Below are 13,953 nucleotides of genomic sequence, written 5' to 3'. Positions count from 1 at the left end.
TATAGGATAAGTGTTGCAACGCTGACAGCATAGCACCCCAATATGGAACCAGTATGAAACGGATAAAAAAAGCCATCGCTTTATGGGAGATAAAGGGTAAAGCACATTCCCGGCGGGTTTTTGGTCGCCTCAAATTGATAGGGCATCCCAAGGGCCTTTGAAAGCGTATCTACAATATATAATCCCAGCCCATTCCCTCCATCTTTGCGATCTCTGGCAAAGTCTGGGCGGTAGAACGGCTCAAATACATGGGCCAGCTTATCCGGCGGGATGGGCGTACACTCATTTTCTATTTTTATCTGTCGGGCGTTCAATATAACGGTGATCTTGCATCCCGGCTTTGTGTAAGCGACCGCATTGGAGAGCAGGTTAGACAGGATCTTTTCAAGGCTTTTCTTTGACGTGTGGACAGGGCACTTTCCCTGTATGCTGAAAGAAAAGTCGAGTCCCTTTGCCTTCGCAATCAACTGATAGGGCTCGCAGATTGCCGGAAGACGCTCAGACAGGTCAAAGGTTTCCGCGTCCTGTTTCTCCTGTGTAAAATCCAGCCGGGAGGTATCCAAAATTTCTTTAATCATAAAGGATAGCTGCCCGGTAATCTCCTTACATTCCAACAGACAGCGATCCCGGTCTTTGTATTTTCCAATGCCTAAGATCATGTTTTCCAAAATCGCGTTCAGGGCAGTCACCGGCGTTTTCAGCTCATGGGAGGCGGCCCGCAGGAAATCAATTTTCAACCGTTCCGCCTCACGGACGTTTTGCTTTTCTTCCTCCAGATTTTCAATGGTGGAAAGCAGGCTGGCATACAGCTTATTGACGCGGGCGGCCAGCTCGCCAATCTCGTCCTTCGTATGCACCACGCAGGCTGCAGCCTTATCCAGCTTTTCCATCTTTTCCGTTGTAACCGCAATCTGCTTGATCGGCCTCGTCATGGCTCTGGAAAACAACAGGGAACACCCAGCGGAAATGATGGCGCAGCAAAGCAGGGATACCGGCAGTGCTTTTCCGATAGCGGATTTTATCAAAATACCAGTATTCACATCACTCTCAATAATGGCTCCTTCCACAAAACGGTTGGTGCTTACGGTCATTTGCGGCGCAAGCACATAGAGAAAAACATGAGCCATCACGGTGACAAACAGCATTACCAGAAAGGTGTATAAGAAGATTTTAGTAAAGAGCTTTAAATTTCTCATGGGTGTTCCTCATACTTGTAGCCAACGCCTTTTACCGTTACAATCCGGTTAAGACTCAGCTTTTTCCGTAAATTTTTAATGTAGGTATCAATCGTGCGGTCAATGATGGGGTAATCATATCCCCACAACTCGTCCAAGATCTGCGACCGTGTAAGCACCAGACCTTTATGCTCTATCAGCAATTTCAGCAGGTCGATCTCCTTTGGTGTCAGGTCAATAGGGCCGCCCGGCCCGGAAGCAGTATAGCCGCCAAAATCCACCGTAATATCGCCCATCTGAATTTGTTTCAGTTCCGGACTTTTCCCACACCGCCGCAGCAGGGCCGTCACCCGTTTTCCCAGCAAAAGCATGGAAAAGGGCTTTGTGATATAGTCGTCCGCCTGTTCATCAAAGCTGGCCGCCTGAGTAGGCTCATCGTCAAGGGCGGTAAGCATTAAGATAGGAATGTTGCTTGTTTGGCGCAATTCTTTTAATACCTCCAAACCGGTTCGCTTCGGCAGCATAATATCCAGAACCACTAAATCAACCGATTTCTCCCTTGCAATCTGCAAACCCTGTTCACCATCAAGGGCCGACAAGGTAATATGCCCTGCGGATCTCATATATTCACAGATTGCCTCGTTGGTGGCAGTATCATCTTCCACAATCAATAAAACAGCCATTTTTACACCTCCTCACATTATTATATCAAAGCAATATGGAAACAGTATGAAATGCTTTGTGTCAGATTGACAGTGTACTGAACTTAATGGGAAAAAGCAAGCCTTTCATAACGGATCAATCCACACAAGGCAGACTGGCTCATGTTGACAGGAAACTGGCTCGCCTTGCTGTAAGTGAAATACTTTCCCTATTTACTATTTCTATTAGATTCAGAAAAAAAGTTACTTTATTATCAAAAAAGCCTTGCTTTTCCACCCGTGATGTGTAAGCTGTCACTCACAAGGCACAAGTCAAGCACAAAAATGAAAGGTGGAAAATAAAATGAAAACAGGAAAAATCACAGCGAAACTGAGGGACGCGGTTCCGGTTTGCCTCATGGTAAACGGCGAGGAAGTCAAACGGTATAAGAACATTGAGCTACCGGATATGCTTAAAGAGGTGGAAATGACCGACTTCCATTTCAACGTACACATGGACGGAAAAATCACCTTTGAAATCCACTATGAAGAAGGTGTATTGCCGGAGGTATTCCCGGAAGCCCGAACCAGAGTAAGCCGGGCGGCAAGAGCCGTCGCCAAGACGGCCATGCCGCAGCCTGCGGAGGACGAGGCGGCAGAGAAAGTAGAAACAGAAGCCACGACAGAAGAAAGCCATCAGACAGACGAAATCCCGGCAGAAAATCCAAGCGAATCTATTACCGAGGAAACCGAGCCGAAAGGTATCGAAGCTGCTTACAATGTAACCGGTGTACGTCGCAAGGAGCTGGTGGTGGCAGTAGGTGACTTCATTGGAGCAAAACCTGAATATCTGAAAGCGCCGACATACGCTTTTGCAGTAGGAAACTATAACATCGACAAAGAAGGAACATTGACAGGCCCGGAAAATCCAGAACTGCTCGAAAGCCTGAAAGAACAAGGCTTTGTATTTAAATGGCCGGCTTCCAAAGGAAACCTTATGTGACGAGCCGAACTTTTGGAATACGATTATGGCGGAACACGCGGAATTTATTGACGGGATGTTAGATCCGACCGAATCAGACCTCAAAAAAACTGCCGAGGCAACAGCAAAGGAATTTGAGAAGTTAGTGAATGAGTGCATATATACTGCCGAGGAGCAAATTTTGCAAAGCAGTTTGTGTGCCACGGAAGAAATTCGGTCGTTTAAGACGAAGGCAACCGAGGGACTGCTGGCATGTCGGATAAAATCCATCATTCCGCCATTGCTCGCAGACCATGTGCTGAGGGAAGCGAATCACTATTTGAGATTGATGAAAATGAAGGAATATTATGGCCTGCGCTAAATTGTTCTCACCGGGGAAAAAGATGCTGTTCGGCGGCTGATACTTTTTAACGCTTCCTCATTTCTTTATTCATAAAGGCCAGAGGGGGTGCAAAAGTGAGCTTCCGAGCCACTATAATGCTGCCATACCAAAGGCAGGCCCGCTGGCGAGTTGTATTGCCAAGATCACGGAAAATAGAAAATGCCCGGAAAGGCCCATAATATCAGGCTTTCCGGGCATAGATACAAAAACAGCCTTCCAAATTGGAAGGCTGTTTTTGTATTAAAGTTTGTTCCTTAATATGTATTATACTGTACTTGTTTACATAATACAGTAAAAGACGGTAAGGCGGTGACGGTTTGGAGATTGTTGTAAGTAATAAGGCAAGTTGTCCTCTGTATGAGCAGATTGTGTCGCAGATAAAAACGCAGATTATGAGTGGCGAACTGAAAGCGGGTGAAGCGCTTCCCTCTATCCGCTCCCTAGCAAAATCGCTGCAGATCAGTGTTCTGACCGTGCAGAAGGCATATGACATCCTGCAGTAGGAGAGCTTTATTGAAACGACAGCCGGGAAAGGCTGCTATGTATCTGTTAGGAATCAGGACTTCTATTTGGAAGAACAGCAAAAAAAGATAGAGGGCTGTTTCAATGATGCGATAGAAATTGCCCGTATGAGCGGAATACCGCTTGATAAACTAATTAGCTTATTAACATTATTGTACGAGGAGGATTAGCGATGGCAAATGCGTTCATGGTATCAGGACTTACCAAAACTTATCAGGATTTTGTTTTGGATCGTGTTTCGTTCACCGTTCCCAGTGGCTCCATTGTCGGACTGATTGGAGAAAACGGTGCAGGAAAAAGCACGACAATCAATGCGGCTTTAGGACTGATTCAAAAGGAAGATGGTGCTGTATCCGACGGGGATGTCAAAGAACAGATCGGCGTCGTGTTTGATGGCAGCAATTATCCGGAAATCCTTTCTCCCCGGAAATTGAACCGGGTTATGAAAAACATTTACAGGACATGGGACGAACAGGATTATCTGCGTCTGCTGAAACAGTTTTCCCTGCCGACGGATAAGAAAATCAAACAGTTTTCAAAAGGAATGAAGATGAAGCTGGCAATCTCCGTTGCATTTTCCCATCATTCCAGGCTGTTGGTTCTGGACGAAGCCACCAGCGGCTTAGACCCGGTTGTCCGGGATGATATTCTGGATATGCTTTTAGATTTCGTGCAGGACGAAGAACATTCCATTCTGGTGTCTTCCCACATTACCAGTGACCTGGAGAAGATTGCCGATTATATCGTGTTTATCCATGAAGGGAAAGTGTTTTTGAGAAACCCAAAGACGAACTGACCGAGCGGTATGGCATCATCAAGTGCGGTGCGGCGCAGTTTGACGCGCTGGATAAATCCGATATCATCTCGTACCGTAAAATGGACTATGAATGGCAGATACTGGTTTCAGACCGGGAGAGGATGCAGAAAAAATATCCGAAAGCCCTGGTTGTCCCGGCAACGATTGATGAAATTATGCTTCTTTATGTAAAGGGGGAAAAGTGATGAAAGGCGTTTTGGTGAAAGATCTCTATATTGTCAGGAGCAATATTCTCGTAACGATTGTCAGCCTGGTTGTTCTGGGCTTTGGGTTATCCTTTTTGCTGGAAACCAGCGCACTTCTGGTTCTGGCTCCGGTTGCCGCCACGACAGCGGCCTTTATCAGCATTACCAGTGACGCGGCATCCAAATGGAATAAAAATGTCATTACCATGCCGGTATCAAGGAACCAGATCATTTGTGAGAAGTTTCTGTTTTATATTCTGCTTGCTGTATTGGGAATGCTGACAGCGCTGGTACCCTGCGCCGTCCTTACCTGTTTCGGTATGGATATCACGCTTCACTCGCTGTTACTGTACGGCTCTATCGGAATGAGCGCTACCCTGTTGGCAGGCGGCATCAGTCTGCCGTGCGCGTATTTGTTTGACCCGGAGAAATCGCAGATTGTCTTTATGATGTCATTTATGGCGGGGGCAGGGATTATTACGGGGCTTGTTCTTCTTATCAATTTGGTTTTTCCTGTAAAGAAAAATATCCTTTTGGCTTTCCAAATTGTACTTATCATTTCTGTTATCTGGTTTTTTATCTCATACCGGATTGCGGTAAAGGTATATCAGAAACGGGACATTACCTAAATGAATATAGGATGAAAGAGGCGGGGTGCAGACAACGGTGCATCCCGTTATTCATTCATGCAATAGAAGGCTCACCAGGCGTGGATTTTATTTTTCATGATAAATAATGCGACATATTTATCTCTTTTCTATTGACACAAAGGAAAATGAGTGATATATTTATCACATAAAGAGATAAATATATCTCAATAATAGGAGGATTAAGATGAAAACAAGTAAAAAGAAAATTTGGATCGGATGTGGGATACTTTGTGTGTTGAGCGTGCTTCTTTCATCGTGGTATGCGGTTACTTTTAATGATTCCCGTCTGATAGTCCCAATGGATTTTAAAAATTATGTATTTGAGATAAGGGATTTGCCGATGATTGTTTCGATTTCTTTTGTTTGTGTTTATCTTGTCGCACTGTTTGTCATGCTTTTTATCCATGCAGGAAAAAAGCAGAGACAGGCAGTAGAAACAGGCGTCACCCATAAAATAAATCCAAAGCTGGGGTGTTTGGGAGTATTGGGATTTTTGGGGTTTGCCGGTTTCTGGACATATCCTGTGGATGGTACAGTTTTTCCGTTTGCGTTTTTCCTGTTCTTCGGCTTTTTTGGTTTTTACTATGAAGGAAAGATGTCAGGAACATTTATGGATGAGCGTTTCCGTGAGAATATTGCCCGCGCTAAGCTGAAAGCGTATAGGATTACTTTTGGGGTTATGCTTGCCGCACTGATCATTCTTTGTCAGGGGAAACTATTTGGAAACCTTGAGTACACCCTGATTGCTTCAATTATTACTCTTTCCCTTTCATTGGCTTTGGGGATTTTCCTCTCTGAGTATTTGCTGTACCGATATGACCATGACGACCAGGCAGAGGAAGGCGAGGAATAGGATATGGCAGAATTTGAATGCAGGTTAAAAAAGTACCGGCAAATGAAAGATCTGACACAGGAGCAGCTGGCAGAAAAAGTAGGTGTGCGCCGGGAAACAATTATGCGTCTGGAAAAAGCGCAGTATAATCCGTCATTAAAGCTGGCAATTGATATTTCCAGGGCTGTAGAAGCACCGATAGAAGAAATTTTTGTTTTTAAATGATAGAATCCACGCTTTGCGAAAATTCTATTATCATGAATAATAGAACCTACGCTTTGCGAGGATTTTATTATCATGAACAAAAATCTGCCCGCTGTAACATTTCGCGGACATTTGTATGTTTATCTATGTAAAAAAGCAGAGGAGTGTGGATATGAAAAAGATTTTACTGGTAGAGGATGACGACCTTTTAAATAAAATGCTGACCTACAACCTGATTTCTGAGGGTTATGATACTGCATCAGCTCTGAATGCAGTCACAGCTGCCGAGTTATTGACGCAGACGGAATATGACCTGGTACTTCTGGATATCAACCTGCCGGACGGCAGCGGCTATGACCTGTGCAGGCTCATAAAGCCGGAGAACCCTGACACGCTGGTGATCTTCCTGACTGCCAATGACCAGGAGAGCGACCAGATCCGGGGGTATGAAGTTGGGGCGGTAGATTATATCACCAAGCCCTTTTCCATTGGAGCGCTGTTGCGGAAAATACGGGCCATGTTCGCTATGCTGGAACACCGGGGAATGGCAAAGGATTTTTATGATGACGGCAGGCTGTTTCTGGACTTTTCGGAGCAGTCCGCTGCGCTGAATGGAAATCCCATTACCCTTTCCCCCATGGAGTATAAGATGCTGTACCTGTTCTGTAAAAACCCAAAACAGATCCTGACCAGGCAGCGGCTTCTGGAACGGCTGTGGGATGTGGATGAAAACTATGTGGACGAACACACACTGACAACCTCCATCAGCCGCATACGGGGCAAGATTGAGGCTGATGGCGATACTTATATCAAAACGATTTACGGAATTGGGTATCAGTGGATGGGAGGCGAGAGAAAATGAATATGGGGCGAATCTCTGTAAAAAGGATATTCCTGCTGGTCAGCGGTGGTATGGCAGTTTCCATGCTGACCATCTGTGCGGTTTTCTTCGCAGTGACAGGACAGATGTGGATACTGATCTGTGGCATACTTCTGACGCTCTGTGCCCTTATATGGATGTTCCTTCTGTCGATTGCCTTTGGCAAACGGCTTTCCGTATTTACCGGGGAGCTGTGTCAGGCCATGGACCAGATGATAAGCGGAAGCGGAGAGCCTGTGTGCGCTGCGGACAGTGAAACACTCTTTGCCCGTATCAGCTACCGTCTTTCGCGGCTGTATGGGATTATGCAGGAAAATCGGCGGAAGGTGGATGAGGAACGGCAGGAGCTGCAGATGCTGGTGTCGGATGTTTCCCATCAGGTAAAAACACCGGTGGCAAATCTGAAAATGGTGACGGACACGCTGCTTTCAAAGCCGGTTACAGAAGAAGAACAGCGGGAGTTCCTGAAAGGCATCCGGAACCAGACAGACAAGCTGGAGTTTCTTTTTCAGGCCCTTGTGAAAACCTCCCGGCTGGAAACCGGGGCGATCCGGCTGGATAAGAAAGACGCCCCGCTGATCGATACGCTGGCGATGGCCTTAAGCGGCATCGTATATGCGGCGGAGAAAAAGAATATATCCGTAACGGTGGACTGTCCGGAGGATCTGTGCCTTTCCCATGACAGCAAGTGGACGGCGGAAGCGGTGTTCAATCTGCTGGACAATGCGGTGAAATATACTCCGGCTGGAGGCGCTATCCGGGTCTTTGTAGAACAATGGGAAATGTATGTAAAACTGAGTGTGTCTGATACTGGAAAGGGTATTTCCGAGAGCAATCAGGCCGCTGTTTTCCGGCGCTTCTATCGTGAGGAAGAAGTACACGAACAGCAGGGTGTGGGTATTGGCCTGTATCTGACCCGCGAGATCGTAACACGGCAGGGCGGCTATATCAAGGTAACTTCGGAGCCGGGACAGGGTTCAGAATTTTCTATCATGCTCCCTACAAGATAACACATGTCGGACAGCCATTTCTGGCTGTCTGACATAAATATTTTCGCAGCAGTGTGCCGATAAAGCTGCCAGTGGCAGGTTTTCGGCTGAAATGTCCGAGTCTTGTAACATTTCAGCCGTATTTTTTATGCCGCTTCGGACATTTCTGTGACATTTGACTTTTATTATGTCCTTATCAATTAAGAAAAGGAGCATTTGATTATGAATGTATTACAAACAATCGACCTGAAAAAGTATTATGGCAGTGAACCCAACATCACCCGTGCCCTGGATGGCGTCAGCCTGTCAGTAGAACAGGGNGAATTTGTGGCAATCGTCGGAACGTCCGGCAGCGGTAAATCCACCCTGCTTAACATGATGGGCGGGCTGGATACGCCCACGTCCGGCAATGTTATTGTCCGTGGGGATGAGCTGGCCAAAAAGAATGACGAGGAGCTGACCATCTTCCGCCGCCGCAACATCGGCTTTATCTTCCAGAACTATAACCTTGTCCCGATCCTGAATGTGTATGAGAACATTGTCCTGCCTGTGGAGCTGGACGGAGATGTGGCAGACAAGAAGTTCATGGATGAGATCGTGGGGATGCTGGCGTTGGAAGATAAACTGCAGAATATGCCGAATAACCTTTCCGGCGGACAGTAGCAGCGTGTCGCCATCGCCCGCGCCCTGATCACCAAACCAGCCATCATCCTGGCCGATGAGCCCACCGGAAATCTGGATTCCAGGACCAGCGCCGATGTACTGGGGCTTTTAAAGCGTACCAGCATGGAGTTTAACCAGACCATTGTTATGATTACCCACAACAACGAGATTGCCCAGCTTGCTGACCGGATCGTAAGGATTGAGGACGGCAGGATTGTGGAGTAAGGAGGTGGCAGACTATGACATGGCCTTTTGAGAATGATACCAGCGCTATCATTAAAAAATTAGCGTCTGCTCAATTAAAGAAAGAGCGTTTGAAGAAAAATTTTACGGTTACTGCAATTTCATTGGCAACATTTTTGATGGCGTCCGTATTGCTCCTGGTTTCTGGAATTATTACAGTGAACCAAAATGGAGGCAATAACATAACGGGGTCTTATCATGCGCTTATTTCCGGCATAGAAAAAGAACAATACCAAAAATTGTCTGATGATGTGCGGGTGGAACTATGCGGATTCACAGTTTCCATTGGCAGCGTTAAATCTGGAAATGACCGCCTTAATATTTCGTATTCCAACAATGATGCACTTACATTAAATGGGCTGTCTGTTGACCAGGGGAAAATGCCAGAGAAAGCAAATGAGATCCTGATTGAACAGGAATACTTAATCCGGCAGAAGATAAATGCTAAAATTGGAGATACCATCCGACTGCCAGACCCAAACAAGGTTAAAGAAAAATCCTTTCTTATAACAGGATACCTGAAAACAGGGGCGAAAGGTACTGACCGTTCCTTATATGCGGCTATGGTTTCTGAAGAATACTTCTTAGAAATGGATGGATGGGATAACTTTTCACCGGCAGTAATGCTCCGTGTAAATTTAGATGCGGGCTCTGGGGATGTAAAAAACCTAATATCACAGATAGCGGCTGATGCAGGCTGTAAAGCGGCTCCTTCTTATAATGAAGCGTATCTGAACCTTAGCCAGCCTTCGGCATTGATGGTTCTGGCGGCTGTTGCCGGGCTGGCTGTTATCGTGATCGCCGGTGTTTTGGTTATATACAACATTTTTTATATTTCCATTATCAATTCCATTAAACAATATGGACAGCTCCGCACAATAGGTATGACAGCAAAACAGATTCAAAGGCTTGTTCTCAGGGAGGGGACTTTGCTGATGCTGCCTGCAATTCCTATTGGGCTGATTGCGGGAATTGCAGTGGCTTATCTTTTAATTCCACATGGATTTGGGTTATGGAATGTGCTATGGATATGCCCGGTTGTTGTTGCGCTAACCTATGCCACTGTGCGCCTGTCCATCAAAAAGCCTGCTAAGATAGCCGCGGCCGTTTCACCTATAGAGGCTTCCCGCTATGAACAAAATAACCAACCGAAAGGTAAACATAGGCAGCACAAGCTAACGCCGGGGTCTTTGGCAGTCAACCAGGTTTTGCGTTATAAGAAAAAGAATATACTGACAGCCGCCTCCCTTGTCCTGACTGGTGTCCTGCTGTTAGGTTTATCCTCTGTCCTTTCTTCTATCAATGCAGAAGATATGTCTTTATCCGGATTTGCAAGAGGACAGTTCGTTTTAAAAATCTCGAATCAGGAGCTGATGGAAAATCCTTTGGAGATTTTGCAGGGTTCAAGCCCTTTTACGGAGGAAGTGGAAAAAGAACTTTCGCAATTATCAGGTGTGCAAAAGATTATGAAGGATCAGCATCTCCCGGTTTCCCATGATCTGCAGGCCCTGGAATCAGATGCTGAAATTGTAGGATTTGAGAAAGCAGATATGGATTTGCTGCAAAGCTGTCTCTTAAATGGAAACCTATCAGATTATGGGCAAATGGCATCTGAGGATCAGATGGTGATTGGCAGGCCGGGTGACTTTGAGAAGTATTTTGGTATTCATCCAAAAGTCGGCTCGTCTGTAACGCTGAAGATTTTTGATGGGCAGCATACGGAGAACCTGGAATTTGAGATTGCGGCAGTCCTTGACGAAAGTAAGATTGGAAATAATGGCGATAAAATAGATATGCTGTTATTGCCGGTTGATTCCATGCAAAAAATCGCACACAGCAATTTGACATATCAGTATGTGATTCGTGTAGAGGATTCTTTGGAACAGCAGGCAGAAAACGAAATAGACCAGATTGTATCCGATAACCCGCGGCTGAGTGTGGATTCCCTTTCTGCTGCCATTGCCCAGAATGAAAACTTCCTGCAGGGGACACAGTTAGCCCTTGCAATAGCCATTGTTTTGATTGGCTGTTTTTCCGTGATGAATCTGTTGAATACAACTTTGACGGGAATTATCGTAAGGCGCAGGGAATTTTCTCTCATGCGTTCCGTGGGAATGTCCCAAAAACAATTATCCGTGATGGTCCATAAAGAGGGACTAATCGTAGTCGGCATGGGGCTTGTATTATCTGTGATAATTGGTGGAGGAATTGGATATGTTCTTTGCTCATTTTTGAAGAACAGCCTGATGAACTATTTGAATTATCAATTTCCATTTGGTATTACAATCTTGAACTGTGCGATTATTATTTTATGTAGTGTGCTGATTACAACAGGGGCCTTAAAGCAGCAAAGCAAGTCATCAGTGATGGGAGCTTTGCGATAATAGAAGGAGGTGGCGTACCATGACATGGCCTTTTGAAAATGATACCGGCGCCGTTGTGAAGCGCCTGTCAAATAGAAATGTAGCAGCGAACCGGAAAAGAAATATATTTACTATTTTGACGATTGCACTTGCAAGCGCATTATTATCTACGATTGTCCTCTATGGGTTTGGAGTGCCACAGGAAACACAAAACCGTAATAAAAAAACAGCGCAGATTGTATATCACGCGATTTCTGAACAGCAGGGACAGAAACTATATCATCAGGAAGAAATTGCGTGGGTTGGTGAATTTTCTAACGCATTTTCTGGACAGGTAAACCAAGCCACCGTGAATTTTACTTATGCAAATGCAGATATGCTGAAATCACAAAGCATGTCTTATTCAGGGAACTTACCAACTGCGGAAGATGAGATTTTAGTGCAGGAATCCTTTTTGGACAGCCTGGGTTATTCCAATGAATTGGGACAGACAATTCAAATCCCTTTTTCTGACGGGACTACCCGTGATTTCAAATTAACGGGAATCTTAAATCTGAAAACAGGCGATATTGGACGCTATACAGCCATTGTATCAAAAGAACTGGTAAAGCAGCAGTATGGAAATCATGCAGCAGTGGATTATTATATCGGCTTAAAGGACGCCCAAAATATGAGTGAAGACGAAGCCGCCAGCTATGCAGACACTCTTGCACAGCAATTAGAAATCTCCGATGATCAGTTAATCGTCCGTTCCACATACTTTAACTTAAAGGACGAAAACCGCGGAAGTGATATGCTGTTCTATTTCCTGATCGGCTTTATCACATTCATTGGATCCGGCATTGTTATTTATTCGATATTTTATATTTCAGTAGCAGGCAATGTCCGTAATTATGGGCAGCTTCGCACGATAGGGACAACCAAACGTCAGATCAAAAAGATGGTTTACCGCGAGGGAAAACTACTTGCCGCTATTGGCATCCCGATTGGTTTAATTGCCGGAAACATGATTGGTTATTTTTTAATTCCTGACGGCTGGTACTGGCTGACCACTTTATGTGTCACTGCTGGGGTTGGATTTTTTACATTTATGATTGTGATGCTTTCCATTCGTACACCTGTAAAAAAAGCCGCAGCAGTCTCTCCGATGGAAGCGCTCCGCTACTCGGGTTATCAGGGAAAACTGAAAGAGAGACCTATGCTGCACCGTAAAATAACCCCACTGTCGCTTGCTAAAATGAACCTGTCCAGGCAAAAATTAAAATCCGTATTGACAATACTTTCCCTTTCGATTGGCGGGGTATTAGTGGTACTGATTTCAACTATGTTAGTTTCTTACGATGGCGTTGCAGAGGCACGGTACAAAGATTTTCCTGTCGGTGAATTTAACATCCAGCTAAACGCAAACCAATCGTGGGAAACTGCCGGTGTTTCATTAGCCGGATTACAGCAGAAGGATTTTCTAAATACCGATTTTGTGGATGCAGTAGAATCTATGGATGGCGTTACAGGAACCAAACGCTGGTATTACACGGACGCAGAATACCATGTGAATGGTTACGAGGAAGACTGGATTTATGGATTTGCCAAAGAAGATGTTTCTGCATTGGAGAAAGACTTCATTGCCGGAACCGTTGATTATGATGAATTGGTATCGAAAAATGGAATTATTTTAATCAATGATGCAGCGGAAAACTTATCGTTATCCGCACAACTCGGCGATGTGGTAGAGGTTGATTTTCTCACGAGGTCAGGACAGATGATAACGCATCGCTATACGGTTATGGGAATCGTCAGCAATTTCAGCCACCCGGCGTTTCCTATGTGTTTTGCTATGCCGATGGAGCTTATGAATGAAGCCTGCGGAATGGATTGCTCCGCAACGGTATCGGTAATGGCTGAAACGGGTAAATCTGATACGGTTGAGGCTTCCTTAAACCGGCTGATAGACGGAAATGATGATCTGATTATGGATACGATAGAAGAAAGCATCACTTATTACAGCAGGAACCAGCAGCTTCCCTTTGGGGCATTGTTGATCGTAGCTATGATTGTCGTATGCTTTTCCTTCATCAACCTTGTGAATACGACAATCACAAACTTTCTGTCCCGAAGGCAGGAAAATGGACTGTTACAGGCGGTTGGCCTGAGCAAAAAACAACTTGTCAGAATGCTGTGTAATGAAGGATTGATTTATGCCGTCTTTGCTACGCTTGTAACATTGGTTTTGGGAACCGGGCTTGGTTTCCTGTCCGTACAGGCAGTTGTAAAAACGATGAACCCCTATTTTTATTATTCATTTCCGTGGCTGGTCGTATTGATGTATCTGGCAATTCTGCTGATTGTGCAGTTTATCCTGATCTCTTATACAACTGGAAATTTGAAAAAGCAATCCCTTGTTGAGCAGATCAGAGCAATGGAATAG

At 45.2% G+C, this 13,953-nt stretch carries 11 protein-coding genes and 3 pseudogenes; 12 read left to right on the top strand and 2 right to left on the bottom strand.

What is annotated here, in order from left to right:
- Window positions 1-80 precede the first annotated feature (80 nt).
- A complete protein-coding gene (locus C805_RS19420; RefSeq protein ID WP_016215688.1) occupies window positions 81-1,196 on the bottom strand; it encodes a sensor histidine kinase in 1,116 nt (371 codons plus the stop codon).
- A complete protein-coding gene (locus tag C805_RS19415; RefSeq protein ID WP_016215687.1) occupies window positions 1,193-1,858 on the bottom strand; it encodes a response regulator transcription factor in 666 nt (221 codons plus the stop codon). The genes C805_RS19420 and C805_RS19415 overlap by 4 nt, the downstream gene beginning before the upstream one ends.
- 322 nt (window positions 1,859-2,180) lie before the next feature.
- On the opposite strand from C805_RS19415, the gene C805_RS19410 reads away from it, so the two are divergent.
- The 12 genes and pseudogenes from C805_RS19410 (at window position 2,181) to C805_RS19355 (ending at window position 13,953) form a co-directional block, all read left to right on the top strand.
- The gene (locus tag C805_RS19410; protein ID WP_016215686.1) at window positions 2,181-2,819 is read left to right on the top strand and encodes a hypothetical protein; all 639 of its coding nucleotides are present in this window, start codon (window positions 2,181-2,183) and stop codon (window positions 2,817-2,819) included.
- Window positions 2,779-3,159, top strand: coding sequence for a DUF2935 domain-containing protein (locus C805_RS19405; RefSeq protein ID WP_022751309.1), 381 nt, complete (start codon window positions 2,779-2,781; stop codon window positions 3,157-3,159). The genes C805_RS19410 and C805_RS19405 overlap by 41 nt, the downstream gene beginning before the upstream one ends.
- Window positions 3,160-3,497: 338 nt before the next feature.
- A pseudogene (locus tag C805_RS19400) lies at window positions 3,498-3,872 on the top strand (GntR family transcriptional regulator).
- Window positions 3,873-3,874: 2 nt separating this feature from the next.
- Window positions 3,875-4,704: pseudogene (locus C805_RS19395) on the top strand (ABC transporter ATP-binding protein).
- Entirely contained in the window at window positions 4,704-5,333 is a 630-nt protein-coding gene (locus tag C805_RS19390; protein WP_016215682.1) for an ABC-2 transporter permease, read from the top strand. Before C805_RS19395 ends, C805_RS19390 begins: the two are co-directional and overlap by 1 nt.
- Before the next feature lie 205 nt (window positions 5,334-5,538).
- Entirely contained in the window at window positions 5,539-6,207 is a 669-nt protein-coding gene (locus tag C805_RS19385) for a DUF2178 domain-containing protein (protein WP_016215681.1), read from the top strand.
- A 3-nt stretch (window positions 6,208-6,210) separates the two neighbouring features.
- Window positions 6,211-6,411: a helix-turn-helix transcriptional regulator gene (locus C805_RS19380; protein WP_016215680.1), complete on the top strand. Its 201-nt coding sequence runs from the start codon at window positions 6,211-6,213 to the stop codon at window positions 6,409-6,411.
- A gap of 151 nt (window positions 6,412-6,562) precedes the next feature.
- Window positions 6,563-7,252, top strand: coding sequence for a response regulator transcription factor (locus C805_RS19375; protein ID WP_016215679.1), 690 nt, complete (start codon window positions 6,563-6,565; stop codon window positions 7,250-7,252).
- A complete protein-coding gene (locus C805_RS19370) occupies window positions 7,249-8,280 on the top strand; it encodes a sensor histidine kinase (RefSeq protein ID WP_016215678.1) in 1,032 nt (343 codons plus the stop codon). Before C805_RS19375 ends, C805_RS19370 begins: the two co-directional genes overlap by 4 nt.
- Before the next feature lie 201 nt (window positions 8,281-8,481).
- Window positions 8,482-9,147: pseudogene (locus C805_RS19365) on the top strand (ABC transporter ATP-binding protein).
- A 14-nt stretch (window positions 9,148-9,161) separates the two neighbouring features.
- Window positions 9,162-11,549, top strand: coding sequence for an ABC transporter permease (locus tag C805_RS19360; protein ID WP_016215676.1), 2,388 nt, complete (start codon window positions 9,162-9,164; stop codon window positions 11,547-11,549).
- Between the two features lie 19 nt (window positions 11,550-11,568).
- Window positions 11,569-13,953, top strand: coding sequence for an ABC transporter permease (locus C805_RS19355; protein WP_016215675.1), 2,385 nt, complete (start codon window positions 11,569-11,571; stop codon window positions 13,951-13,953).

It is taken from the genome of Eubacterium sp. 14-2, from assembly GCF_000403845.2.
Taxonomy (GTDB): Bacteria; Bacillota; Clostridia; order Lachnospirales; family Lachnospiraceae; genus Petralouisia.
Note: the sequence above shows the minus strand (reverse complement) of the source record. Positions and strands in the feature narration are given on the sequence as shown.